Consider the following 23,922-nt stretch of genomic DNA (forward strand, 5'->3'; position numbering starts at 1 on the left):
CAGGCTTCTACGAGAAGTTTAATGTAGGATTTCAGAGGCTAAATGCTGTCTGATCTAAAGTCAAAACCCGAACTGAAACATTGTAAAGGGAGATCGCAGTGGACATAACCGCGACAAAACCAGGGTTTGATTGGCGTAAACGACGATTCTTGCTAATCGAAGGCGCGATCGTGCTAGCGATCATTTTGCTGTTGATTTTTGTGATTCCACCGTTTCTGGTCAGCATTGGTCAAGCGTTTCGCGTCAATCTGCTAGGGCGATATCTGGCACTGGCGATCGTGGCACTCGGCATTGATATCATCTGGGGCTACACGGGCATTCTCAGCCTGGGTCATGGGCTGTTCTTTGCCCTCGGCGGCTATGCCCTCGCGATGTATCTCCAGTTGCAGCCAGACGGACAGTTGCCCGATTTCTTTTCGCTCTACGGAGTGGAATCGTTACCTATCTTTTGGCAGCCGTTTAGCTCGTTGCCCTTTACAATTTTTGCGGCGATTATCATCCCAACCGTCGTGGCGGCTGTCTTGGGATATCTCGTGTTTCGCAACCGCATTCGAGGCGTTTATTTCGCCATCTTGACACAGGCGGCTTTGATCGTCTTTTTCAACTTCTTTAACGGTCAGCAAAAACTAATTAACGGCACCAACGGTCTCAAGACCGACACCGCGACGATCTTTGGTCAAACGGTCGGATCGTCTACCGTGCAGTGGTCGTTCTATATGCTGACAGTAGTGCTGCTGGCAGTAGCATATGCGCTGTGTCGATGGCTTACCAGTGGGCGATTGGGGCGGCTGTTAATTGCGATTCGGGATGATGAGCCGCGAGTTCGGTTTACGGGCTATGACCCCACGGCATTCAAAGTGTTGGTGTTTGCTGCATCAGCCGGGTTAGCTGGAATGTCGGGTGCGCTCTACACCGTGCAGTCTGGCATCATCACCCCTAAAGCAATGGATATCGCCTTCTCGATCGAGATGGTGATCTGGGTTGCAGTCGGCGGACGCGCTAGCCTCATCGGTGCGATTTTAGGAACCCTGATCGTCAACTTTGCCAAAAGCTTTTTGAGCGAGAAGTTTCCCGAAGTCTGGCTGTTTTTTCAAGGGGCATTGTTCCTGATTGTGGTTACGGTTTTGCCGGGTGGATTGGTCGGCTGGGTGCGATCGCAGGGACTCGACTACTCACGAACGCTCCTCAGAGGCAAACAGCGAGTGACAACCTACCCAAGTCTTGAAGAAGATCCGGATGTGGAATATGAGCGACAAGATCTTACAAATCGAAAATCTGACGGTTAGTTTTGATGGCTTCAAAGCGATCAAAAATCTCAATTTCAGCCTCGATCCAGGCGAATTGCGGGTGATCATCGGACCCAACGGCGCAGGCAAAACCACCTTTCTCGACACGATCACAGGCAAAACTCAGCCGACGATCGGACGAGTTATTTTCAAAGGTCGTGACCTGCGCGGACTTAAAGAATACCAAATTGCGCGCATGGGCATCGGTCGCAAGTTTCAAACGCCTCGTGTCTATTTAAACCTCACGCCCCGCGAGAATTTAGAGCTATCGTGCAATCGACGCAAAAACATTATTGGAGCCGTGTTTGGCAAACCCACCACGGCTGAACGGCGCACTGTCGGCGGACTGCTAGAGACGATCGGGCTAACCCACAAAGCTGACATTCAAGCCGCGCTCTTATCCCACGGTGAAAAGCAGCGATTAGAAATCGGAATGCTGGTTGCCCAGTCTCCCGATCTGCTGCTCGTCGATGAACCCGTCGCAGGTCTCACCGATGAAGAAACTGAAAAAGTCGGTGATTTGCTGATGGCACTTGCCGAAAGTCACTCGATTATTGTGATCGAACACGACATGGAATTTGTCCGTCAAATCGCCCGGCAAGTCACTGTCTTGTGTGAGGGCACTGTCTTGTGTGAGGGCACGATGGACGAGGTGCAAAACGACCCCCGCGTCATCGAAGTCTATTTGGGACATCAAGACGAAGACGAAGCAGCCTAACCATTTGAGTTGAATTACTGGCACTCTAAAATCCCAAACGATATGAGTTTGACAAACGGCGCAACCGCATCTTTCACCGATTCGACCACCGCAACTCCCATGCTGCAAGTCTCGGATCTCAACGTTTATTACGGCGAGAGTCACATTCTGCGAAACGTCGATCTGACGGTGCATCCCGGCAAGATGGTCTGCTTAATTGGACGCAACGGCGTGGGCAAAACGACTCTGCTCAAAAGCATTATGGGCTTGCTGAAACCGCGCAGTGGCTCAATCGAGCTAGCCGGAATCCCGATTCTTGGCAAACCGACCGATCAACGCGCCCGATCGGGCATCGGCTATGTGCCTCAAGGACGCGAAGTGATTCCGCGATTGACGGTTAAAGAAAACCTGATTTTGGGAATGGAGGCACTGCCCGTTTCTGAAAGAACATTGCTTCGCACTCGCAAGTCCAAAACTCAAGATATCCCCGATGAGATTTTTGAATTATTCCCCGTACTCAAGACGATGCTGTGGCGATTAGGCGGTGACTTAAGCGGCGGACAACAGCAGCAACTCGCGATCGCTCGTGCGTTGATGGGTCGTCCCCGTCTGCTCGTGCTCGATGAACCTACAGAAGGCATTCAGCCCTCGATTATTCTCGAAATTGAGGTGGCAGTCCGTCGTATCGTCGCGACCACAGGCATCTCAGTCTTACTCGTCGAGCAACATCTGCATTTCGTCCGTCAGGCAGACTGGTATTACGCCATGCAAAAAGGCGGCATTGTGGCATCAGGATCTACCAGCGAGTTAAGCAACGAAGTCGTTCAGCGCTTTTTAGCAGTCTGATTCATCAGCTTCAGAGCATTCTAAGACGGCATCGAGCAAGCCAGGAAACCGATCGTCTAATTCTTGACGGCGCAGTGAATTGATGTGCTGCGTCCCTTCTTTGCGGCAGTGCAAAACGCCAGCATCGCGCAAAATTTTGAAGTGATGGGACAGGGTGGATTTGGCGATCGGAATACACAGCGCTGCACAGGGCAATTCTTCCTGATCTGCCAATCGCTTCACAATTTCTAACCGCACCGGGTCGCCTAGCGCATACAAAACCCCTGCTAGCGAGACTTTTGTGATCTCCGGGTGATAAAACAATCTCATACCTGCATTATGCCATACAGCCCTCGCTAGTTCAGTCGTTCGAGATTATTGAACTATTGGGGAACAAAAGAACGCATAGCGTCGTTCCTTCTAAGTAGAGGTGTTTCTTCTTGAGGCATAAAAACCTGAAACTGAGAAACATAAGATTCATGGGAACTTCGCTGAATCTTTGAAATTCTTCATACTTATTGTTGCTGTGCTAGTATCTGGATGTTTGAGGAGACGTTACGGCTGTTTATCAGCATACTTTCGGTGGTGGAGGAGGAGTAAGAGTGAAAGATAGTATACCGATCGGGTATTCGAGTCTATATCTACAGCGAAGTCACCTAGAACCCATTCGCATTGGGGTGATCGGGGTGGGCAACATGGGTCAGCATCACACCAGAGTCTTGAGTATGCTCAAAGACGTTGAACTGGTTGGGGTTTCAGACACTAATGTAGAACGAGGATTGGACACGGCTAGTAAATATCGTGTCCGATTTTTTGAAGATTATCACGACCTAATCAGTCATGTCGATGCCGTCTGTATCGCGGTGCCAACCCGATTGCATCACGCCGTTGGCATGGCAGCCTTGAGAGCAGGGGTGCATGTGCTGATCGAGAAACCGATCGCGGCTAGCATCAGCGAAGCCGAGTCGCTGGTCAACGCTGCCGCCGAATGTCAGTGCATTTTGCAGGTTGGGCACATCGAGCGATTTAACCCCGCCTTTCAAGAACTGAGCAAAGTCTTGAAGACAGAAGAACTGCTGGCGATCGAGGCTCATCGCATGAGTCCCTATTCCGATCGAGCCAACGATGTTTCGGTCGTTTTAGATCTGATGATCCACGACATCGACCTGATGTTAGAACTGGCAGGATCACAAGTGGTGAAGCTGACCGCAAGCGGCAGTCGCGCCTCTGATTCGGGCTATTTAGATTATGTGACAGCAACCCTAGGGTTTGCCAACGGCATCGTGGCGACTCTAACGTCTAGCAAAGTCACCCATCGCAAAATTCGTCGCATTGCGGCTCACTGCAAAAACTCGCTGACCGAAGCTGATTTTCTCAACAATGAGATTTTGATTCACCGTCAAACCACGGCGAACTATATGGCTGAATATGGTCAAGTCTTATATCGCCAAGACGGGCTGATCGAAAAAGTCTACACCAGCAATATCGAGCCACTTCACGCCGAGTTAGAACATTTTGTAGGATGTGTGCGCGGAGGCAATCAGCCGTCGGTGGGCGGTGAGCAAGCCCTGAAAGCGCTGCGTCTAGCTAGCCTGATTGAGCAGATGGCGCTAGATGGAAAGGCTTGGCAATCGCCGAGAGAAAGCAACGTGGTTGAGCTAGACGCTCCAGCGATGGCAGTTTAGAGTTTTCTAAATCAATTTCTTTACATTCTACGAGGCGGGCAATGGGTCCGCCTTTTTTGTGTCGCCTCATCGGAGCATCTTCTCAGAAATGATAAATCTGTTTAAAAACCCTTCATATTGCTTAATAGTTTGCATCGTAGTTTAGATTCGTTTCAGTGACTCTATCTGCATCAATCGAGGAATAGGCTTCTTCTCTTTGAAACTACTTGCTAATTTGTAACAAGTTGTTTAAATTAGTTTACATAAAGATCAGAAACTTCCTATCCGTTCCCTGCTTTAACTCGCTTACTAGAAAATTCTGTGACCTATCAACTATCAAAAACTGTTATGAACGCTGATCAACTTCTAGAGCGCTATGCAACTGGGGAACGCGAATTTTCTCAAGCAAACCTGCACACCGCGAGTTTGAGCGAGGTTTGTCTAGCAAACATCAATTTGGCTCGATCGGATCTTGCCAACGCCATTTTGTCTCAAGCCATTTTGCGCCAAGCCAACTTGAGCGAAGCAAACCTGACTGCCGCTAGCCTCTGGAGAACTGACCTTCAAGGGGCAACGCTAACTTGGGCAACGTTGAACCGATCGAACCTAATTCGAGCCAGAGTCAGTCATGCGACCCTTCTAAAAGCGTCTCTGATCAAAACTGATTTACGATTATCCGACCTTCGGTATGCTGACCTCACGGGCGCAAACCTCACCGGAGCCGACTTGCGCTATGCCAATTTGTTTGGCGCAAACCTATCGGGCGCAAATCTCAGCAGGGCAGACTTGACAGGCGCAAATCTCAGCAAGGCAAACTTAACGGGTGCCTGTATTGATAGAGCGATATTGACCCGAACAACTCTTCTTTCAGCCAATCTGACAGGAGTTGATCTCACCCAAACTGATCTGCGTCGAGCGACGTTGACGGATGCCATTTTCTCAACCGCCGATCTGACCCCGCAACGGTAATAGAACGATTGCCCCCTTTAAATGCATACATCACTGGTGATGAGGACTCAAAATTCTTTATTGCAAGACTTGCGCCAAGCTTTACCGCAGCTACGATCGCAAATTTATTTCAAAGCGTCTTTAACAGCGCTCTCTCACGCGATGGAAGACCTGGTGCTGTCTGGGACTGACAAGCCCCTGGTAATCGCCAATTTTCAACAAGAGCGCTTTTATCGTCAAGAAGCCCCGCGCTATCAAAAGATTGGTGAGATCACCGATCAGGTCTATGTATTGGCAGCTCCAGAAACCGCTTTTAACGAAGGCTCTGTCTCTTACATGACAGTTGCTCTGTCCCCCGATGACCAACTCGCTCAAGAGTGGCATTTGGTGATTGTGGGGCATCACTATTCAGCGTGTTTGGTGTGTCGAGAACACGCGGCACCGATTAGCACCCCTTCTCTAGATGAAGTCAGGCAGTTTCAAGGATTTTGGACGTTTGACCCTGAAATCACGGTGCAGGCGGCTCGGCTGCTGCTAGAGCGCATCGTTGACTATCGACCAGAATTGGCACCCAAAGTTCGGTTGGCAGAGCAAGAATATGGACTAACCCAGTCAAGTTTGCCGACTCAGACATCCAGCGAGATTGATCCAAATCTCTTTGTCGATCGCATGGTCAACTATCTGCAAGCCAGCCAATATCGCTTGCTCAACGCTTATCGCACGATCGCCAGTCAAGAGCAAAAAGAGCGGCTGGTCAACTCGATCGCCACGGCAATTCGTCGCTCTCTCAACCCCGAACAGATTCTCAGCGTCACTGTCAGCGAGTTGGGGCAGGTCTTTAGACTGGGGCGGTGTCTGCTGCATCGCGACCAATCAGACTGTCCAGAGGTCGAATATGAGTCGGTTGCCCCTGGGTTAGAGTCTCTGCGGGGGCAGGTTTGGTCATTAGCATCGCATCCTCTGTTTCAGAAGACATTAGAGCAACCCCAAGTTGAAACCTCTGACTCAGAACGCACGATCGCGATCGCCGATGTCAGTCAAGATTTAGGCATTCAGTCTGACGCAGATCTCAAAGCACAGCTTCAGCGTTATCAGATTGGGTCTTGCTTAATGGTGCCGATTCGCTATCGAAGCAATTTGCTGGGGCTATTAGAACTGCATCAGCCCGACGCTCATATCTGGAAAGCCGATGAGGTGGCACTCGTCGAGACAATTTCGGCTCAGGTAGCGGTGGCGCTGATGCAGGCTCAGGCTTATAGCCGTCTGGAAGTTTTGAATCATCAGCTTGCCGATTTAGAAAGAACTCAGAGCAACCTGATCGCGATCGTCGGTCATGAATTGCGAACCCCTCTCTCGACGATTCAGGTTTGCCTAGAGAGTTTGGCAACCGAGCCAGATATGCCGCTCAACTTTCAGCAAATCATGCTCGAAACGGCGCTAGAAGACTCCGAACGGCTCCGAAAACTGGTGCAAGATTTTCTCACGCTGTCGCGACTAGAGAGTGGAGCAACTCGCTGGTTTGTCGAGCCGATCTCCTTTCAGGAATGTCTCGATTTAGTGTTGAGCCGTTATGCCTCTAGCTCAGATCAACCGCACATTGGGTTAGACATCCCGTCACAGCTACCTCTCGTTTTAGTCGATGGGGATGGCTTGATCGAAGTGTTGAGCAAACTCCTCGACAATGCCTGCAAGTTTACCCCTGCGGACGGAAAAATTATGATCAGTGCCCGGATTCCAGAACCCGATCTGGCAGATTCTAAATTAGAAGTTGTGATTGCCGACACGGGACGGGGCATCGAGTCGAGCCGCTTAGAAGCCGTGTTCGATCGCTTCTCTCAAGAAGAAGGCTTTTTGCAGCGCACCGTTGGCGGGACTGGATTGGGATTAGCGATTTGTCGACGCACGATCGAGGCAATGAACGGCACGATCTGGGCAGAGTCAATGGGCAAAAATCTGGGCAGTGAGTTCCACTTCACGGTGGGGGTGGCATAGCGATCGAGTGTGCGACGATGAAAGAACTTCCACTCTCAGCGTAAAATGCTCGATCTGCTGCTCATCACGACCCTGGGGTTTCTCGGAAGCTTTGGGCACTGTTTAGGAATGTGTGGTCCTTTGACTGCCGCTTTTTCTCTGTCTGGGCAGTCTGCTGCTTCGTCGTGGCAGCGTCAGATCACCTTTAATCTGCTGCTCAACTTGGGGCGAGTGGTCAGCTATGCGCTAGTTGGGGCAGCGATCGGGGCGTTAGGCTCTGTCCTGATCGCGGGAGGACAACTCGCGGGAATCGATAGCAGTTTGCGGCGCGGGTTGGCGATTTTTACAGGACTGCTGCTGATCTGGTTTGGACTCTCGAATATCAATCCCAAATTTTTGCCTCATGTGCCCGTGCTGCATCCAGTTGCGGGGAAGCTGCACGATCGTCTCAGTCGCGCCATGATCCACCTCTCCCAGTCCGATCGCTGGTGGACCCCCGCGCTGTTAGGCATGGTGTGGGGCTTGATTCCGTGTGGGTTTCTCTATGCGGCGCAAATTAAAGCGGCTGAGACTGGCAGTTTGTGGATGGGTGCCGTGACGATGCTGGCGTTTGGGTTGGGAACCACGCCGATGATGTTGGGGGTCGGCGTTTCGACTGCGCTGGTAAGTGCCGATCGTCGCAGCCAACTGTTTCGGCTGGGGGGCTGGGTCAGTTTGACGATCGGTCTTTTGCTGCTGCTGCGAAGTGGTGATATGGTCGATTACACCGGACACGCTGCCTTGATAATGCTGATGCTGGCACTGATTGCCCGACCAATTAGCCGTCTGTGGTCTGCACCCTTACGCTATCGTCGGGCGTTGGGAGTCGGCGCATTCGTGCTGTCGCTGGCGCACGTTTCGCACTTTGTCGATCACGCCTTTAACTGGAATCTTCAGGCAATTTTCTTCATGCTGCCTCGGCAACAGTGGGGAATGTGGGCAGGCATTCTCGCCTTGCTGCTGATGGTTCCGGCGGCGCTCACCAGCTTTGATGGGTTAATGACAAAACTGGGTGATGTGTGGCGCAAAATTCACCTGTTGAGTCTGCCTGCGCTGCTTTTGGTCGCCATTCACACGGGATTGGTGGGTTCTAGCTATCTGGGAGAACTGCAGCTCACCAGCGCTCACTGGCTAAGGGTAATTTTGTTAAGCGTGTCTGTGATCGGCGTGTTCTTGGCTCGATCGCGCTTCGTTTGGTCACTCTTATCGCTCGAAAAATTTTATGTCGCACCGTCCCGCAAGTAAAAGACTGATCATTTCTGCCGGGGTGTCGATCGCGGCTTGCCTGTTGCCTATCCTGGCTGCTCAGGCGCACAACGTTAAAACCTCTGGCGATGTGGCAGCCCTGTTTCACATTGAGCCAGACCACAATCCCAAAGCGGGACAGGCTTCTCGCGCCTGGTTTGCTTTAACTAAAAAGGGCGGAGAGCTAATTCCGTTAGAAAAATGTGACTGTAAGCTAGAAGTTCATCAAGAACCCCATCAAGAAGGCTCAGAACCGCTGTTAAAACCACCGCTCAAAGCGATTTCTACCGAGCAATATCAGGGCGTTCCGGGTGCAGAGATTATCTTTCCGAAGGCGGGGATCTACGAGTTAGAACTCAGTGGCACTGCCAAAGATGGGCAAAGTTTTCAGCCGTTTGAACTGTCTTATAATGTCACTGTTCAGTCGGGTGAAGCGGCGCAGCCGTCGATCGTTCCCTCACCTCTTGCCCAAGCTCCGACGGCAACTGAGACAGCTAGTGCAACCCGCTGGCTCGTGCCTGGAGTCGCGATCGCTGCCCTGCTAGGAGTCGTGGTTTGGCTGACCAAACGGAAGTAGCGTAAACTTCTCGCAAAAGTCCGAAGATGCCCTCATCCCCAGCCCTTCTCCCAAGCTTGGGAGAAGGGGAGCCAGATTTCAAAGTCCTTCTCCCACATGTGGGAGAGGAATTTAGGGTGAGGGCAGGGACTCTTGCAAGAGGTCTCGTGTAGCGATCGTTCCCAGTCCTAAAGGACTGGGAACGATCGCCGGATATTTCGGGTTTGCCCAGCCTCGCCACAGCCGCTATCAGTTCGTCTGGGTCAATGGGTTTAGATAAGTGCCCTTGAAACCCAACCAACAAAGCCTGCTGCTGATTGATGTCTCCAGCATAAGCAGTCACAGCGATCGCCGGAATCTCTCCCCCATGTTGAGGTGGCAGGGTTCGCACTTGTCGCATTAGCTCATAGCCATCCATCTCTGGCATCCCGACATCGCTCACCAGCACATCGAGAGGAGTCTGCGCTAGCGTTTGCAGCACTTCTTCAGCCGAGGTGACGCTGGTGACGCTGACTCCTGCCTGCTCTAGCACAAAAGTGATTAACTCGCGGGAGTCTGCGTCATCATCGACGACTAAGATATTCGTTCCCTCCAGGCTCAAAGCAGCAGTAGGTTGCAGCCCCTCAACCGGAGGTGCAGACTCTGCGGTGAGCGGTAGATAAACGGTGAACGTCGCCCCTTGCCCTTCGCCGGGGCTATCTGCCTCAACTGTGCCCCCGTGTAGGTCAACAATTTGACGCACGATCGCCAGTCCTAACCCCAGTCCGCCAAAGCTGCGGGTTGTCGAGCCATCTTCCTGACAAAAATAGTCAAATACGTTGGGCAAAAAGTCTGCGCCAATGCCCTTCCCTGTGTCAATCACCTGAATTTGGGCATGAGCATCGATGCACCTGAGCCGAATCTCAACTCGCCCTCCTTCGGAGGTAAACTTGACCGCATTGGACAGCAGATTCCAAATCACCTGCTGCAAGCGTGTGGGATCTCCCATCACTTCCACCGTCGGATCAAACACGGTTTGAATATCAATCTCTTTTGCCTGCGCCGCTAACCGAACCGTGTCAAGCGCCCCAGAAATGCAGTATTCTAAATTAATTGGGATCATCTTGAGCGTGAGTTTATTACGCAAGATTCGTGAGACATCTAGCAGATCTTCAATCAGCTTTGCTTGTAGTTTGGCATTACGCTCGATCGTGGCGAGTGCCTCGGCGGTTTTTGCCTGATCAAATGTGCGAGTTTGCAGAAGCCTGACCCAGCCCAAAATTGGGTTGAGGGGTGAGCGTAATTCATGAGAAAGCACCGCCAAAAACTCATCTTTGAGACGATTGGCGTTCTCAGCGTCTCGTGCTGCTCGGAAAAAGACTCTTTTTCTAGAAGACGTGCCTCTGTTTGCTTGCGATCGCGAATATCACGAATCAGCCAGCGCAGACCCTCAGGCTTGCCAAAAGCGCCTCGAATGCAAGTTACTGTCACCTCAACCGGAATCGTGTCACTCCGTAGAGGCTTCAATAGCAACTCCCAGTTTTGGATCTGCTCAAGCGCTGGCAAGCGACTGAGGCGGCGATAAAAAGCCCGTCGCTCTGAAGGAGCAGTAAAAACAATCAGGGGTTTTTTGACTAAAACCTTTAAGTCTAGGGAGAGCAAGTTGACGATCGCGTGATTGGCTTCTTGAATCACCCCAGCCTCATCGGTCACTAAATAGCCGTCAGACGCAAAATTAAACAGGTCTTGATAGCGCTGCCGTTCGGCTACCAGTTTGCGATTTTGCTCGTGCAGTTCTTCTTCCGCCGCCTTCAGTTCCTCATAGGTAAGCTGCAACTCTTCGCTGACGGTGGCTAACGCTTCATTTCGTTCCTCTAACTGCTCACTGCTATCGGTGTCTTGCTCTAAGGATTGATCAGGGAGCATAGCGCTAACTTCTTCAGAAGACATTTTATCTTTTGGCAAAATCAAACATGTTTAGAACTGCAGGCATTGCTGAATCAATCGATGAAGCACAGATTTTGCCCTCACCCTAGCCCTCTCCCAAAAGGAGAGGGGACAAGAGTTCTTGACTCCCTTCTGCTTGGGGAGAAGAGTTGGCGAGGGCTTGCCCCACTTCATGAGGAAGGCATCTCATATCTGCATTCAGCAACGCCGAATTGCAAAGCAACCCTTCAAACACCGATCATCAAAGCAGAGTATGGGAGAGAGAGGGGTGTCTTTATCTACACAAAGAGAGAGTTCTCTGCATAAGTAGGACAGTGTTGGGCAATACAGGGATATTTTTGACGATGTGCTGGGTTTTGCACGATCGGTCTCAAAGAATCTGAACAAAATCTGTTTGAATATAAGGGTAAGTTTGAAATCTACCTTCACAAAATTTGATTTCTAGCGTTTCACCCTTTACCCTTCACCATGATCAATCATGACGTAATTATCGTTGGCGGCGGATTGGCAGGATCTCGTGCGGCTCTAGAAATTGTCCGCACAAATCCCAGTCTTAGCGTCGGCTTAGTCGCAAAAACTCACCCGATTCGATCTCACTCAGTCGCGGCACAGGGCGGAATGGCTGCCACCTTAAAGAATGTCGATGCCACCGACACTTGGGAAGCTCACGCCTTCGATACGGTCAAGGGGTCAGACTATCTAGCAGACCAAGATGCGGTTGCGATTTTGACTCAAGAAGCCGCCGATGTCGTGATCGATTTAGAACACATGGGGGTTTTGTTCTCTCGCCTCCCAGACGGCAGAATCGCTCAACGTGCCTTCGGTGGGCACTCCCACAACCGCACCTGCTATGCCGCCGACAAAACCGGACACGCCATTTTGCACGAGTTAATCTGCAACTTGATGAAACACGGCGTTAAGGTCTACGAAGAATGGTATGTCACCCGCTTGATTCTCGAAGACGGGCAGGCAAAAGGCATCGTCATGCGAAACATTCAAGACGGGACTCTGGAAGTCGTCAGAGCAAAAGCCGTGATGTTTGCGACGGGCGGCTATGGTCGCGTCTATAGTACCACCTCCAATGATTACGCCTCGACGGGTGACGGGTTAGCTATGACCGCAATGGCAGGTTTGCCCCTCGAAGACATGGAGTTTGTGCAGTTTCACCCCACCGGGTTGCCCGTCGGAGTCTTGATCTCTGAAGCCGTGCGCGGAGAAGGGGCGTATTTGATCAACAGCGAGGGCGATCGCTTCATGGCATCCTACGCCCCGTCTCGCATGGAGCTTGCCCCCCGCGACATCACCTCTCGCGCCATCACCTACGAAGTTCGGGCGGGGCGAGGAGTCAATCTCGACAGCACGAAAGGCGGCTCGTTTGTCTATCTAGACTTGCGCCACCTGGGGAAAGAAAAGATCATGAGCAAGCTGCCCTTCTGCTGGGAAGAAGCCCATCGTTTTTTAGGCATTGATGCCGTGACGCAGCCGATGGCAATTCGTCCGACGGTTCACTACTCAATGGGTGGCATCCCGGTCAACACCGACGGACGGGTGAGAAGCGGCGCAAACGATCTCGTCGAAGGATTCTTTGCAGCCGGAGAAGCGGCGTGTGTGTCGGTGCATGGAGCCAATCGGCTGGGCAGCAATTCTCTGTTGGAATGCGTCGTCTATGGGCGCAGAACGGGAGCCGCGATCGCCCAATATGTCCAAACCCGAAAACTGCCAGAGGTGAATGGCGATTGCTACATCACCGAAACTGAAACCCAAATTCAGGCGCTCCTCGACCAACCGGGACAATATCGCATCGCCGAAATTCGTCAAGCTTATCAAGACTGCATGACCGATCACTGCGGCGTGTTTAGAACCGAAGCCGTGATGCGAGAAGGACTGGCGAAGCTCAAAGAAATTCAGCAGAAATATACTCAGATTCGCCTCGACGACAAAGGCAAACTCTGGAACACGGAAATCACAGAAGCCTTGGAGCTAAGAAGCCTTTTGATCGTGGGCGACATGATTCTTACATCCGCCCTTAATCGACAAGAGAGCCGAGGCTCTCATTTCCGCGAAGACTTTTCACAAAGGGACGATCAAAACTTCTTGAAGCATACCCTCACCTACTACTCTCCGGCTGGAATCGATCTCGACTATATGCCCGTCGTCGTCAATATGTTTGAGCCACAAGAACGAAAATATTAATAAAGGCAACCTTCTCTTATGGCTTACAGTGACTTCACTCTCGCCAAAGTTCAGCAAGACTTTGACTTAACCCTCGAAGAAAGGCAGAATCTTTTTGCTGAAATTGAGAGCGTAGAACCTTCTGATCTGCTCAAACAAATCCTAGAAGATTACATTCCATTAGCCACTGCAATCAATACTGAAAAGGCTCGTTCTGAGATGATGATCGCGCCAATTTTACTTGAAGTCAGACGACAGTTAGAAAGCCAAATCAGCCTGTTTTCAGGAACCGAATTTAATGTCGAACCCGAACAAGGACTCGCTGGTTTTTGCGACTTTATCATCAGTGGCTCAAGAGAACAGTTCTTTATAGCTGCGCCCGTTGTGCTAATCACAGAAGCAAAGAATGAAAACATCAAAGCGGGTTTAGGACAATGTGTAGCTTCGATGATTGCGGCTCAACGGTTTAACCAAAAGGCAGGAAATGAAATTTCTGTTATCTATGGTGCGACGACCAGTGGCACCCTTTGGCGGTTTATAACCCTAGAAGGAAAAACGGTTCACATTGACTCGATCGAATACTACATCCGAGAGGTCAATCAGATTTTGGGAATTTTGATGGGCGCGATCGCTCCCGTCTTGCTAACGAAACGCACCGCTTGAGAGAAATTGGCAAGCCAAAACCTCTTTAGCAACTACATCTCATCAACGATATCTAGAATCTGGTTGTACAAAGCTGAAGATACTCTAAAATCTGACGTGGTGATCAGAGAATCCATCAGTGGCTTAACGGCAACAATTAGATTTTTCTGCTTTGCCTCAACTAAGATACCAAGCAATCCAGTAATCCTTACCCCCAAGCGATTAGCCTCTGCTCTGCCACGACGCTCATCAATCAAAAGCAAATCTGCGTTGAGTTCCAAGGCAAGAGCGATCGCCTCAGATTCGCCAGGGTCTAATCGCACTTCGATCTGAAGACGCTCAACAGCCGTGCGGTCGAGAACTTGTCTCACTTCAAGCCAAGGAGCAGTTTGAACTTCGAGACTTCCTGGAACCGGAGGATCAATTTCTGCAAGTTCACGATACACCGCTTCGGGAATAGTGACTTGCTTGTAGAGTTGAGGCAAGAGTTGTAAGTGTTGAATGGCTGCTAGATTTGTGATTGCTGATGTATCGCTAATGACAATCACAATCGCCCCAATGCCTGTAAGTTTTTCAAATCTAATTCAAAGTCTTCAACGTCGTAAACATAGAGGGGAATGCTCCGTTGTTTGAGGAGTTGGCGAAACGCACTAAGGGGCATCTCCGCTAATTTGCTCGCGTAACCCAGCGTCAACCGACCTGTTTGAAAAAGGTGTAATGCAATTTCTTGGCGAAACTCGCTTGGAGTAAGCTGAGATGCTTGCAGGATCTCGTCTGAAATTGTAATGCTCATAGTAGAACGACTTCACCAACTATGTTTTCAAGGTAGCCCAAAAACCTTCAAGGCTGACGGATAACATTTATTTAGGTACTGATCCATCACGACAAATCAATAGTGCCTAGCTCGAAAAAGATCAAGAACTTTTGAATTTGGAATTGTTGAGGAAAAACGGTTCATATTGACGCGATCGAGTACTACATTCGAGAAGTCAACCAAATTTTGGGAATTTTGATGGGCGCGATCGCTGCCGTCTTGCTAATGAGACGCGCCAATTAAGAGAAATTAGCAAGTACATCTAAATCTTGATGTTGGCGATCGATTTTAACGAACTAACGTTGCCCATCACCCGCCGCAAATTACCTCTGCATAATAACCAATCAACTTTTGGCGGTCGGTGTGCATGGGCGTTGTTAGGCAATGTGAACTTGTAGCTAGTGATCTTGATGACTAATCGCTAGCTGTTCAGTTATGGAAAGTTACCTAATACTAGAGTTTGGTTTGGCACAAGATTGAAGCCTTGAGCATAACTTGTTATAGTTGGGAGATTTTGAATTTTGAAATCCTGCTCTAAAACCTTTTGTGGTTTTTTCCTACCGCTAATATTGCCGTAAACAGTAATTTTTCTGATGGACAAAGATAAGTCCCAATCTATAGGAGCGATAAAAGATAAGTATTTCGTTTGGCTTTCTCCTGGCTTAAGCACAAACGGACGAGGTAAATCTCCCAGACTAGGTTCAGTGAACGGTATCGCATACGGTATATCTGTTAGTGGAATATGCTTAAAAAATTCCTCAAGCCCTTCCCCGTCTGAGATAGCATAGAAAGTTGAATCATTCTTGTAACAATAGTCCGAACCATTGTTGTAAGCTGACTTAGTTATTCTGAGGTATAGAGAGTCAACAACCCCAATTTGAGCGCCAATATTCGCGATTGTTATTGGCAAAATAAGAAAATCTTGTTTCTCTACAGCGTAGATATAGATAATAAAACGAGGAGCTATGGTCATAAATTTTGCCCCCCTTAGGCTGTTCCAATAACCAGATATAAATAGAGAGATTGCGGATATGAGTAATGAAATTAAGTAGAAGAGATCTCGAATTTCTAGTTTTGTGAATGGATTCAAGTCCATCTGTTGTCCTCAAAGCGGCTAAGTTTGCTGTTATGAGTATAACTGTTCCTACCGTAGATAAAGAAATTTACAACCTACAGCTATTAATCATCTCATAGACCATCTTCAATCACTATCTTTGCCAAGGACTTAAGCTGCCTAACTTCTTTTTAGGGAGAAACTTTCTCCATATCATGCCAAAACGGGTAGATAAGCAGATGGTTTCCGCATAACACTCCAAATCAGGTAGATAGATAGATAGATAGATAGAATCTTTCTGCATAGTATGCTCATGCGGATGGATACGCGGAAAGGTTCCGCCTATTTGCAGAATTCAGTACAGCTGACAGCGATCGCTCATCCTTTGCCTGCTGCGCTCATTTTTTGACACGATCGTCCCATAAAAATTAAACTCTCGATCGCCTCTCTCCAAAGACAGGTATAATAACCGTAGTTTGAAGGGGAGTAGCTGCTGGTCTCAACACCAGCCCACTTGAATCAACATACTGGTGATGAGCCTGGTTCAAGTGATAAGCAGAGGTCGGAGATTAAGGATTCAGAGAATCGAGTAGAAAAACTTACTCTTTCTGAGACCCAAAACTTGAACCCCAACTTGTAAGCGAGACCTTCACTGAGTTCACATCTGATGTGAGCTTGGTGGAGTCGTTGCACCCTCATCAAGCCCACTCAGAAAATCTCTACACTGTTGATTCTGAGGAGCTTGAGAGCGTGTTAACTGCGTTTACTGCGGGTCTATTATTGATCACCGTTTCTGAATTGGGCGACAAGACGTTTTTCATTGCAATGTGTTTGGCAATGCGCCATCGTCGCCGCTATGTGTTTACCGGAAGCGTGGTCGCACTCGCTGCCATGACCATTCTGTCGGTTTGTTTGGGACGGGTGGTGTCACTGTTGCCCAAAGACCTAACGCATTACGCATCGATTTTGCTGTTTGTCGCGTTTGGCATCAAGCTGCTCTACGATGCCCATCAAATGTCACCTGAATGTCGCGATCACACATTAGCAGGCGAAGATGATTGTGTTGAATGTGCTTCTGAAGCAGAGCGAGACGCGATCGCTGCCGTCACTCAAGCCGAAGCGAACCTCAAACAAAAAACGCCCTTCGCGATTTGTTTAGAAGCCTTTGTGCTGGTTTTTGCGGGTGAGTGGGGCGATCGGACTCAATTTGCCACGATCGCTCTGGCGGCTGCCAACAATCCTGTCGGGGTGACATTGGGCGCAATTGCCGGACATACAATCTGTACCGCGATCGCGGTTGTCGGTGGCAAACTGATCGCCGGACGCATCTCAGAGCGAACCGTCACCCAGTTGGGCGGCATCCTATTTCTACTATTTGCCGTAGTCGGATGGTTTGAACGCCCGTAGAGACGTTTCGGTGGAACGTCTTCTTCGGTGGAACGTCTCCCGCAAACCATCGGGTAACCCGATCAATCCCCCATCCACGATTCCCCCCCGATCGTCCTCTCCCGATTTACAGCATGATCGGACGATCGAGTCCCGTCCGAGGGTTCAATTCGCCGCACTTGAATCTGATGCAATCGCGGACCTTCGGCTGAAATCACCGTTAGCTCACAGTCACCATATTGCAGCGTCTCACCCGGAGCCGGAATTTTTTGCCACTGGTAAAACAAAAAACCCCCTAATGTCTGATACTCCTCCGCCAGGGGAAAGTCTAGACTCAATTCTTCATTGACTTCCTCTAAATTCATCTGTGCCTGGATCAGGAAAGTGTTCTCATCCAAAATCTGAATCGAATGTTCTTCATCGCCCTGTGGCTCAGAGCTATCGCCAATAATCTGACTAATAATGTCCTGAATTGTGACTAACCCGGCGGTGCCGCCAAACTCATCGACTACGACCACCATATGCGTTCGCGATCGCTGCATCAAGGTCAGCAATTCGCCTAATGGCGTGTATTCAGGAACAAATTGAGCCGGGTGAATCCAGGATTTAATGGGACTATCGAGGGTCAATGTCCCCTGCACCAGCGGCTCTGCAAGCTCCTTGAAGTGAATCATGCCGCAAATATCATCCAGCGAGTCGCCAATCACCGGATAGCGAGAATGCCCCGAATGCGCCACTTCTTCGAGCAAATCTCGAACGGTGGCATCAACCCACAGCGTCGTCATACTCGGACGCTGGATCATCACTTCGGTCGCCGGAACGTCGCTAAACTCAAAGACATTGCTCAAAATCTCGCGTTCTTCAGCTTCTAGCCCGGTCGATTCGCTAGAGGTCGAGATAATGAGCTGCAACTCTTCAGGAGTCACTTGGTTATACCAGCCTTGCCCCGTGTATTGAACCCCGATCAGCCGCAGCAGCAAGCGCGTAGACTGATTGAGAACCCAAATAAATGGGTTAAAAAATCGAGCGATCGCCAAACTAAACGGACCCAAAAATCGCGCAATCTCCTCGGCGTAGCGCATCGCCACCGATTTAGGACACAACTCTCCCAACACGATTTGCAAATAGACAATCAGCAAAAACGCCAGAGGAACCGACAGCGAGTGCGATAGCGTTTGTACGATCGTCGGTGGAAACGGCAGATGAGCAATCCAGCTTGCAACGACGACTGCCATCGTGCTTTCACCAATCCAGCCCAGTGCCAGACTCGACAGCGTAATGCCCAACTGAGTCGTAGACAGCAGGCGATCGATGCTGCGCTGCAAATTCTGCACCGTGCGAGCTTGAATGTCACCTGCGTCAACCAGTTGATTGATTCGCGATCGCCGCACCGAGACGATCGCAAACTCTGTGGTCACAAAAAACGCGTTGATCGTAATCAGCAGCAAAACCGACAAAAACCTCAGCGCCACATCCGTCCAGCTAAGACTTTGAAGGGCAATCGGCGCTAAACCAACCGCAAAAGGGGCAATCATTTGCGAAGAAAACCAATGAACAATGCACCGTCGTAGATGATCAGAAACGCGACATTACGTCCCAGTTTGCTCTTACTTAACTGGAATGTCAGCCATCCGCAGTTGGAGCTTTTGATCGGGATAATCGGTGAGCTGAATCGAAATCTTTTTCGCCTTGTCGAGCAAGGTCGTCGAAAGCGAAACCGTGCCAGCAAATTTTTGATTATTAGGCGGCAACTCGGTCGGCAAGCCGTCAGTGTCTGCACTCAGCACCCGTCCCTGCTCGTCGGTGATATTCAAAAAGCTGTAGAGGAACTTCACCGATCGAGTGCCCTCGTTTCGCATTGAGACATCAAAGACCACAGAGTCTTTCCGCTGCCGCACTCCGCTCACTTCCACGGTTACACCCTTGTCTTGACTAATGATCGGAAACTTAGCCGGAGCCGCTGCTGTCTTTTCTGGCTCTGGCTGAGACGTGCTCGCAGAAGCCGATTTTGCGTTTCCATCTAAGCGGGCTTTCACCGTCTTAATGATGTCTGCTTCTTGCAATACCACTAGCTCGTCTGTCGCGCGCGCCGAGCCACTTTTCTTGCTGACCTTATTAGTCGGGCGGGCATCGGGCTGCGTAATTCCCTTCAGGGCTTCTCGTCCGATCGCAAACCCCCACGCTCCCGTTACAATGCCTGCGCCAAACATCAAGGTGAGCAAAATAAACGTGAGGGCAACCGTAGAATTAATTCGCATCGATCGTGATCAAGTATTAAGTGAACGCAGGTGACCTGAATTGTATTCGCTAAACGGGGTTGAGAACACCTCTATTAAAAAAAATATCGCGGCTGACTGACAACCGCGAAACTCAGGCTAAAATGTTACACAGAACTGACCCGCGCCGTTGACCGATTGGGGAGGTAGCGAACTCATAATTCGCCTTCAGGCTGGTTCGATTCCAGCACGGCGCATTGCCCAACCTCTGAAATCTAGCGCTCAAACACTAGCTCACTGCCGACTAATCGATTGCTGACGCTAGCACTAGGAAGCGTCAAAATTGATGTGTTGTAAGGATTTGGCAAATCTGGTGTGCGAATAAGTGGGTCATTAGCCGCTTGCTGAATCAACAAATCGCGGTAGATGCGATCGAGGCGATCGCCATCACGAGCAATTCCATTCTCTGGAAATCTAGGAATCCCAATCAATGCCTCGATCGGACGTTTGAAATCCTGAAACCCTTCGCTCGACCCAAAGAATGCCCGATCAACCGCATTGGGAATCGTCTCACGAGGCTTAAACGCTGCAGGTCTTTCTTGAGCAGTCACTGCTGTTGAAACCGTAGACGCAGCCACCAGAGCCATCAAGCTCAACACACTCTTTAACCTCACGCCCATAGAATTTGTCTCCACTATTCCGCTAAAGTTTAACTTTGGATTGATGGTTAAAACCAGGCTTTTAAACTGGTTTACAACGCTATCTTCTTAGTAATTAATAACTCTAGTCTGCCCTACCTATGACAAATCTGTCTCAATCTTCAGCAAATTTCCCGTGGTCGATCGCAGAGTTGCCTGCTCTTCGTCAAGCCTTGCTGAAGTTGTTTTGTGAAGTCGCCTATAGAGAAGGCGATTTCTTGCTCTCTTCCGGTCAGAAAAGCACCTATTACATCAATAGTAAACAGGTGACGCTGCACCCCCAAGGCGGTTTAGCCGTGGGACGAATTTTGTTACCCACCATCGCATCTGAAACGGTAGCGGTGGCAGGCTTGACGCTGGGAGCAGACCCGATCGTCACCGCAGTGAGTGTCGTTGCCGCCTATGAAGGACGATCGCTTGCCGCTTTAATTGTCCGCAAAGAACCCAAAGGACACGGCACTCAGGCTTATATCGAAGGTCCGACGCTACCAGAGGGCAGTCCAGTTGTGGTGTTAGAAGATGTGGTGACAACAGGACAATCAGCGATGAAAGCAGTTGATCGCTTGCGAGAAGCAGGGTATCAGGTTGAAGAAGTGATTACGCTGGTCGATCGACAGCAGGGCGGCGCAGAATTTTACGAGAAAGCAGGGTTAAAGTTTCAAGCCGTTTTCACCATTCAAGACCTGCAAAAATGCTGGCAGGAACTCCACGCTTAACTTGAGTGCGACAAAATCCACTCTTCTAAGATGGGATTCACGAGTTCAGGAGCTTCGTCTTGGGGGCAGTGACCCACCCCTTCTAACGGGATGAACTTTTCGACCTGAGGATAGTTTGCAAACGCTTTGCCAAGCTTGATCGGTTCCCACGGATCTTGAGCGCCCCACAAAATAATCGTCGGACATGGCAATTTCGGGAATAAGTCTTCGGGTAAGGGTCCTTGAGAGTAGCCTGTAAACGCGATAAACACCGCTGCCGCACCCTGATCGCTGGCGGCTTCCATCAGCAGATCGACTAACTCATCGGTGACAGCTTCCGATCGGGCATACGCCTTGAGCAAAATGTTCCGAACGGTCTTCGGCTGTGCGAGTTGCTTAAAAAACAGATTGCCGACCCATTTTCGCTTGAGAATTCCTTGTAAAACGGGCGCACCGACGCGCTTAATCCAGGGTTGCCCGATGCGTTTACGATCGTGCAGCAACCTTAACGAACAGTTGATCAACGCCAATCCCCGCGCAATTTCTGGACAATCGACAGCAGCTTGCATCGCGACAATACAGCCGATCGAGTTGCCGACCAAAAACGCCGATTCGCCCACCACTTCACGACAAAAATCGGCGATCTGCTGCGCCCACGTCTCAAACGTGTAGTCAATTTGCTCGATCGGAATGGGCTTTTCTGATTTACCAAACCCAATTAAATCCACTGCATAAACCCGACACGTCTTTGCTAACTCTGGCGTATTTTTGCGCCAATGATAAAACGACGCTCCAAACCCATGAATCAAAACGACCGCAGGTCCGTCACTGCCCTGAGCTTGATAGGCAACTTTAAAGCCTTTCCACATCCAGATTTTAGTGTCGATTGCGAGAGAAGTAGAAGCTACCATATAGGTTAAAGACAAGTTTAATGAGACGGTTGTGAACTTTTATGTAGTCCATTTTAACGGCTGCGAGTCAGATCTGATTGATCTTGGTGTCACGATCGGATACGACTACTATTAAAGTTCTGTACTCTTCATCTTTCAAGGCTGACTCTATGGACCCGATCGGAACTCAGATTGGCGGTTACGCCCCAGATTTTGAACTGCCGGGAACCGACGGCACGGTGCATCATCTCGCTCACTACCTTGAACAATCTCGTGCAGTGGCAGTCGTGTTTATGTGCAATCACTGCCCCTACGTGAAGATGTATCTAGAGCGGCTGAAGCAGATTCAGAGCGACTTTAACCCACAGGACTTGACGCTAATCGGCATTAACCCCAACGATGCAGAGCAGTTTCCTGAAGACAGCTTTGAAAAAATGAAGCGGTTTACCGCCGATAATCAGGTAAATTTTCCCTACATTCGAGATGTGACTCAAGAAGTCGCCTACACGTTTGGGGCAACGAAAACGCCTCATGTGTTTTTGCTTAATCAGCAAGGCGTGCTTTGCTATAAAGGCGCGATCGATGACAACCCCCAAGACTCCAGATCGGTCAAAACAAATTATTTAAGAGACGCGATCGCTAAAGTTCTAACTGGAGAAACGATCGTTCCCACCTCGACTGACCCAGTCGGCTGTTCTGTTAAATGGCGCAACAGCTAGAAATGATAAAAGCGTCTGATCTGCTGCTATCTTAAGTGAAAGCAATTAAAGTCACGCAAGTCATCGTCACATGGGAATAACATATCGGCGGATTCTGCTGAAGCTGAGTGGCGAAGCCCTGATGGGCGATCTGTCCTACGGGATCGATCCTGCCGTAGTCAACGGGATTGCCGAAGAAGTTGCGGAAATCGCCGCCACCGGAGTGCAGATTGCGATCGTCGTTGGCGGCGGCAACATCTTTCGGGGCGTCAAAGGCGCAGCAGCCGGAATGGATCGAGCCACCGCAGATTATATCGGCATGATTGCCACTGTCATGAATGCCATGACTTTACAAGATGCCCTAGAGCACCTTGGAGTGCCCACACGGGTGCAAACAGCGATCGCCATGCAAGAAGTTGCCGAACCCTACATTCGTCGGCGCGCCATGCGTCATCTCGAAAAAGGTCGCGTCGTCGTATTTGGAGCGGGATCGGGCAATCCATTCTTCACCACAGACACCACGGCTGCTCTGAGAGCGGCTGAGATTGGGGCAGATGTGCTGTTTAAAGCCACAAAAGTTGATGGAGTTTATGATGCCGATCCTACGCACAACCCCGACGCAAAGCGCTTTAAGAGTCTGACCTACTCTCATGTGTTGACTCACGATCTCAAAGTGATGGACAGCACCGCCATCTCATTGTGTAAAGATAACAATATCCCCATCATTGTCTTTGACTTATCGGTTGCCGGAAATGTGCGCCGTGCAGTGATGGGAGAATCTATCGGAACGATTGTCGGAGGTTTCTGTGAAGTTTGCTGATGTCGAGGACCACATGAAGAAGGCGATCGAAGCCACTCAACGGTCTTTTAATACCATTCGGACGGGTCGAGCCAGCACCAGTCTCTTAGATAAAGTGTCGGTCGAATATTATGGGACTCCTACGTCTCTCAAGGCTTTGGCGAACATCAGTACGCCTGATTCGAGCACGATTCAGATTCAGCCTTACGATCGCGGCAGTCTGGCGATTATTGAAAAAGCGATTTCGATGTCTGATTTGGGGTTGATGCCAAACAACGACGGGTCAGCGATTCGGTTAAATATTCCCCCGTTGACCAGCGATCGCCGCAAAGAACTCGTGAAACTTGCGACCAAATATTCTGAAGAGGGCAAAGTCTCTGTGCGGAATATTCGTCGAGACGCGATCGATGCGGTGAAGAAGCAAGAGAAAGCAAAAGAAGTCTCTGAAGACGAATCAAAAGATGTTCAGGACAAAATTCAAAAGCTGACGGATAAATATGTTGCCGAAGTAGACAGAGTTCTATCAGGGAAAGAAAAAGACATTTTGACCGTCTAAGAGATCGATCGTGATACCAAATTTATCCACAAACGCGATCAACACCGAATTTACCCAACGCAGTGAGACGTTCCACCGGAACGTCTCACTGCTTTCGATTGACAGAGGCGATCCAACCATTCGGATCGCCTTACTTGTAAGTAAA

The 23,922-nt window shown here is 49.8% G+C and carries 26 protein-coding genes and 1 tRNA gene; 16 read left to right on the plus strand and 11 right to left on the minus strand.

Annotated features, from left to right (window positions below; genetic code table 11):
- Positions 1–98: 98 nt before the first annotated feature.
- The 3 genes from urtC to urtE are packed head-to-tail and all read left to right on the plus strand — an operon-like array spanning position 99 to position 2,829.
- Positions 99–1,286, plus strand: a complete 1,188-nt coding sequence (gene urtC, locus A8707_RS08295; RefSeq protein ID WP_068816344.1) for an urea ABC transporter permease subunit UrtC — start codon at positions 99–101, stop codon at positions 1,284–1,286.
- Positions 1,246–2,004, plus strand: a complete 759-nt coding sequence (gene urtD / locus A8707_RS08300; protein ID WP_068816345.1) for an urea ABC transporter ATP-binding protein UrtD — start codon at positions 1,246–1,248, stop codon at positions 2,002–2,004. The genes urtC and urtD overlap by 41 nt, the downstream gene beginning before the upstream one ends.
- 42 nt (positions 2,005–2,046) lie before the next feature.
- Positions 2,047–2,829 (plus strand): urea ABC transporter ATP-binding subunit UrtE, encoded by a 783-nt coding sequence (urtE, locus tag A8707_RS08305; RefSeq protein ID WP_068816346.1) that lies wholly within the window; start codon positions 2,047–2,049, stop codon positions 2,827–2,829.
- On the opposite strand, the gene A8707_RS08310 is transcribed toward urtE, so the two are convergent.
- Positions 2,818–3,138, minus strand: coding sequence for an ArsR/SmtB family transcription factor (locus tag A8707_RS08310; protein WP_068816347.1), 321 nt, complete (start codon positions 3,136–3,138; stop codon positions 2,818–2,820). The two genes, urtE and A8707_RS08310, sit on opposite strands and share 12 nt — an antisense overlap.
- Positions 3,139–3,410: 272 nt before the next feature.
- Here A8707_RS08310 and A8707_RS08315 point away from each other — a divergent pair, with 272 nt between their 5' ends.
- From A8707_RS08315 to A8707_RS08335, 5 genes are all read left to right on the plus strand, one after another.
- Positions 3,411–4,493, plus strand: coding sequence for a Gfo/Idh/MocA family protein (locus A8707_RS08315; protein WP_197484690.1), 1,083 nt, complete (start codon positions 3,411–3,413; stop codon positions 4,491–4,493).
- A 327-nt stretch (positions 4,494–4,820) separates the two neighbouring features.
- A complete protein-coding gene (locus A8707_RS08320; RefSeq protein ID WP_068816348.1) occupies positions 4,821–5,441 on the plus strand; it encodes a pentapeptide repeat-containing protein in 621 nt (206 codons plus the stop codon).
- Positions 5,442–5,480: 39 nt separating this feature from the next.
- Entirely contained in the window at positions 5,481–7,412 is a 1,932-nt protein-coding gene (locus A8707_RS08325) for a DICT sensory domain-containing protein (RefSeq protein WP_068816349.1), read from the plus strand.
- 45 nt (positions 7,413–7,457) lie between these two features.
- Positions 7,458–8,675 carry an urease accessory protein UreH domain-containing protein gene (locus A8707_RS08330; RefSeq protein ID WP_068816350.1) on the plus strand — a complete coding sequence of 406 codons (1,218 nt, stop codon included), beginning with the start codon at positions 7,458–7,460 and terminating at the stop codon, positions 8,673–8,675.
- The gene (locus A8707_RS08335) at positions 8,653–9,252 is read left to right on the plus strand and encodes a hypothetical protein (protein WP_068816351.1); all 600 of its coding nucleotides are present in this window, start codon (positions 8,653–8,655) and stop codon (positions 9,250–9,252) included. Before A8707_RS08330 ends, A8707_RS08335 begins: the two co-directional genes overlap by 23 nt.
- Here the strand turns inward: A8707_RS08335 and A8707_RS27970 are convergent.
- A complete protein-coding gene (locus tag A8707_RS27970; protein WP_231947988.1) occupies positions 9,170–10,489 on the minus strand; it encodes a hybrid sensor histidine kinase/response regulator in 1,320 nt (439 codons plus the stop codon). The genes A8707_RS08335 and A8707_RS27970 overlap by 83 nt on opposite strands.
- On the minus strand, positions 10,387–11,160 hold the full coding sequence (locus A8707_RS29590) for a PAS domain-containing protein (protein WP_156518434.1): 774 nt from the start codon (positions 11,158–11,160) through the stop codon (positions 10,387–10,389). Before A8707_RS29590 ends, A8707_RS27970 begins: the two co-directional genes overlap by 103 nt.
- 465 nt (positions 11,161–11,625) lie before the next feature.
- On the opposite strand from A8707_RS29590, the gene A8707_RS08350 reads away from it, so the two are divergent.
- A complete protein-coding gene (locus A8707_RS08350; RefSeq protein WP_068816354.1) occupies positions 11,626–13,350 on the plus strand; it encodes a succinate dehydrogenase/fumarate reductase flavoprotein subunit in 1,725 nt (574 codons plus the stop codon).
- Positions 13,351–13,368: 18 nt separating this feature from the next.
- Positions 13,369–13,992: a hypothetical protein gene (locus A8707_RS08355; protein ID WP_068816355.1), complete on the plus strand. Its 624-nt coding sequence runs from the start codon at positions 13,369–13,371 to the stop codon at positions 13,990–13,992.
- Positions 13,993–14,024: 32 nt separating this feature from the next.
- On the opposite strand, the gene A8707_RS08360 is transcribed toward A8707_RS08355, so the two are convergent.
- The 3 genes from A8707_RS08360 to A8707_RS08370 all read right to left on the minus strand — a co-directional run bounded on the left by A8707_RS08360 (position 14,025) and on the right by A8707_RS08370 (position 15,881).
- Positions 14,025–14,519 carry a PIN domain-containing protein gene (locus A8707_RS08360; RefSeq protein WP_068816356.1) on the minus strand — a complete coding sequence of 165 codons (495 nt, stop codon included), beginning with the start codon at positions 14,517–14,519 and terminating at the stop codon, positions 14,025–14,027.
- Positions 14,516–14,764 carry a UPF0175 family protein gene (locus A8707_RS08365; protein WP_068816357.1) on the minus strand — a complete coding sequence of 83 codons (249 nt, stop codon included), beginning with the start codon at positions 14,762–14,764 and terminating at the stop codon, positions 14,516–14,518. The genes A8707_RS08360 and A8707_RS08365 overlap by 4 nt, the downstream gene beginning before the upstream one ends.
- A gap of 454 nt (positions 14,765–15,218) precedes the next feature.
- Positions 15,219–15,881, minus strand: a complete 663-nt coding sequence (locus tag A8707_RS08370; RefSeq protein WP_068816358.1) for a hypothetical protein — start codon at positions 15,879–15,881, stop codon at positions 15,219–15,221.
- Positions 15,882–16,589: 708 nt separating this feature from the next.
- Between A8707_RS08370 and A8707_RS08375 the strand changes: the two genes are divergently transcribed.
- A complete protein-coding gene (locus A8707_RS08375) occupies positions 16,590–17,246 on the plus strand; it encodes a TMEM165/GDT1 family protein (protein ID WP_068816420.1) in 657 nt (218 codons plus the stop codon).
- Between the two features lie 62 nt (positions 17,247–17,308).
- On the opposite strand, the gene A8707_RS08380 is transcribed toward A8707_RS08375, so the two are convergent.
- Both A8707_RS08380 and A8707_RS08385 read right to left on the minus strand, forming a co-directional pair.
- A complete protein-coding gene (locus A8707_RS08380; protein ID WP_082906283.1) occupies positions 17,309–18,760 on the minus strand; it encodes a hemolysin family protein in 1,452 nt (483 codons plus the stop codon).
- Positions 18,761–18,832: 72 nt separating this feature from the next.
- Complete coding sequence (locus A8707_RS08385; RefSeq protein WP_068816359.1) at positions 18,833–19,483, minus strand: hypothetical protein; 651 nt, start codon at positions 19,481–19,483, stop codon at positions 18,833–18,835.
- Positions 19,484–19,625: 142 nt separating this feature from the next.
- Here A8707_RS08385 and A8707_RS27980 point away from each other — a divergent pair.
- Positions 19,626–19,698 (plus strand) — tRNA-Ile (locus A8707_RS27980).
- Between the two features lie 18 nt (positions 19,699–19,716).
- Here the strand turns inward: A8707_RS27980 and A8707_RS08390 are convergent.
- The gene (locus A8707_RS08390) at positions 19,717–20,121 is read right to left on the minus strand and encodes a hypothetical protein (protein ID WP_068816360.1); all 405 of its coding nucleotides are present in this window, start codon (positions 20,119–20,121) and stop codon (positions 19,717–19,719) included.
- 119 nt (positions 20,122–20,240) lie between these two features.
- On the opposite strand from A8707_RS08390, the gene pyrE reads away from it, so the two are divergent.
- Positions 20,241–20,855 carry an orotate phosphoribosyltransferase gene (gene pyrE / locus A8707_RS08395; protein ID WP_068816361.1) on the plus strand — a complete coding sequence of 205 codons (615 nt, stop codon included), beginning with the start codon at positions 20,241–20,243 and terminating at the stop codon, positions 20,853–20,855.
- Here pyrE and A8707_RS08400 read toward each other — a convergent pair.
- Complete coding sequence (locus A8707_RS08400; RefSeq protein WP_068816362.1) at positions 20,852–21,745, minus strand: alpha/beta fold hydrolase; 894 nt, start codon at positions 21,743–21,745, stop codon at positions 20,852–20,854. The two genes, pyrE and A8707_RS08400, sit on opposite strands and share 4 nt — an antisense overlap.
- Before the next feature lie 149 nt (positions 21,746–21,894).
- Here A8707_RS08400 and A8707_RS08405 point away from each other — a divergent pair, with 149 nt between their 5' ends.
- The 3 genes from A8707_RS08405 (at position 21,895) to frr (ending at position 23,777) form a co-directional block, all read left to right on the plus strand.
- The gene (locus tag A8707_RS08405; RefSeq protein WP_068816363.1) at positions 21,895–22,443 is read left to right on the plus strand and encodes a thioredoxin family protein; all 549 of its coding nucleotides are present in this window, start codon (positions 21,895–21,897) and stop codon (positions 22,441–22,443) included.
- Positions 22,444–22,513: 70 nt separating this feature from the next.
- Positions 22,514–23,242 carry a UMP kinase gene (gene pyrH / locus A8707_RS08410; RefSeq protein ID WP_068816364.1) on the plus strand — a complete coding sequence of 243 codons (729 nt, stop codon included), beginning with the start codon at positions 22,514–22,516 and terminating at the stop codon, positions 23,240–23,242.
- Between the two features lie 13 nt (positions 23,243–23,255).
- On the plus strand, positions 23,256–23,777 hold the full coding sequence (gene frr / locus A8707_RS08415) for a ribosome recycling factor (protein ID WP_414858395.1): 522 nt from the start codon (positions 23,256–23,258) through the stop codon (positions 23,775–23,777).
- On the opposite strand, the gene A8707_RS27985 is transcribed toward frr, so the two are convergent.
- Positions 23,745–23,897: a hypothetical protein gene (locus A8707_RS27985; protein ID WP_156518438.1), complete on the minus strand. Its 153-nt coding sequence runs from the start codon at positions 23,895–23,897 to the stop codon at positions 23,745–23,747. The genes frr and A8707_RS27985 overlap by 33 nt on opposite strands.
- Positions 23,898–23,922 lie beyond the last annotated feature (25 nt).

The sequence above is a fragment of the Phormidesmis priestleyi BC1401 genome (genome assembly GCF_001650195.1).
Taxonomy (GTDB): domain Bacteria; phylum Cyanobacteriota; class Cyanobacteriia; order Leptolyngbyales; family Leptolyngbyaceae; genus Phormidesmis_A; species Phormidesmis_A priestleyi_B.

Coding starts and splice junctions, on each gene's coding strand:
- A8707_RS08355 (WP_068816355.1), top strand. CDS start 13,369: ATGGCTTACAGTGACTTCACTCTCGCCAAAGTTCAGCAAGACTTTGAC.
- A8707_RS08365 (WP_068816357.1), bottom strand. CDS start 14,764: ATGAGCATTACAATTTCAGACGAGATCCTGCAAGCATCTCAGCTTACT.
- A8707_RS08370 (WP_068816358.1), bottom strand. CDS start 15,881: ATGGACTTGAATCCATTCACAAAACTAGAAATTCGAGATCTCTTCTAC.
- A8707_RS08380 (WP_082906283.1), bottom strand. CDS start 18,760: ATGATTGCCCCTTTTGCGGTTGGTTTAGCGCCGATTGCCCTTCAAAGT.
- urtE (WP_068816346.1), top strand. CDS start 2,047: ATGAGTTTGACAAACGGCGCAACCGCATCTTTCACCGATTCGACCACC.
- A8707_RS08400 (WP_068816362.1), bottom strand. CDS start 21,745: ATGGTAGCTTCTACTTCTCTCGCAATCGACACTAAAATCTGGATGTGG.
- pyrH (WP_068816364.1), top strand. CDS start 22,514: ATGGGAATAACATATCGGCGGATTCTGCTGAAGCTGAGTGGCGAAGCC.
- A8707_RS08350 (WP_068816354.1), top strand. CDS start 11,626: ATGATCAATCATGACGTAATTATCGTTGGCGGCGGATTGGCAGGATCT.
- A8707_RS08310 (WP_068816347.1), bottom strand. CDS start 3,138: ATGAGATTGTTTTATCACCCGGAGATCACAAAAGTCTCGCTAGCAGGG.
- frr (WP_414858395.1), top strand. CDS start 23,256: ATGAAGAAGGCGATCGAAGCCACTCAACGGTCTTTTAATACCATTCGG.
- pyrE (WP_068816361.1), top strand. CDS start 20,241: ATGACAAATCTGTCTCAATCTTCAGCAAATTTCCCGTGGTCGATCGCA.
- A8707_RS08405 (WP_068816363.1), top strand. CDS start 21,895: ATGGACCCGATCGGAACTCAGATTGGCGGTTACGCCCCAGATTTTGAA.
- urtD (WP_068816345.1), top strand. CDS start 1,246: ATGAGCGACAAGATCTTACAAATCGAAAATCTGACGGTTAGTTTTGAT.
- A8707_RS29590 (WP_156518434.1), bottom strand. CDS start 11,160: ATGTCTTCTGAAGAAGTTAGCGCTATGCTCCCTGATCAATCCTTAGAG.
- A8707_RS27985 (WP_156518438.1), bottom strand. CDS start 23,897: ATGGTTGGATCGCCTCTGTCAATCGAAAGCAGTGAGACGTTCCGGTGG.
- A8707_RS08330 (WP_068816350.1), top strand. CDS start 7,458: ATGCTCGATCTGCTGCTCATCACGACCCTGGGGTTTCTCGGAAGCTTT.
- A8707_RS08320 (WP_068816348.1), top strand. CDS start 4,821: ATGAACGCTGATCAACTTCTAGAGCGCTATGCAACTGGGGAACGCGAA.
- A8707_RS08385 (WP_068816359.1), bottom strand. CDS start 19,483: ATGCGAATTAATTCTACGGTTGCCCTCACGTTTATTTTGCTCACCTTG.
- A8707_RS08335 (WP_068816351.1), top strand. CDS start 8,653: ATGTCGCACCGTCCCGCAAGTAAAAGACTGATCATTTCTGCCGGGGTG.
- A8707_RS08390 (WP_068816360.1), bottom strand. CDS start 20,121: ATGGGCGTGAGGTTAAAGAGTGTGTTGAGCTTGATGGCTCTGGTGGCT.
- A8707_RS08325 (WP_068816349.1), top strand. CDS start 5,481: ATGAGGACTCAAAATTCTTTATTGCAAGACTTGCGCCAAGCTTTACCG.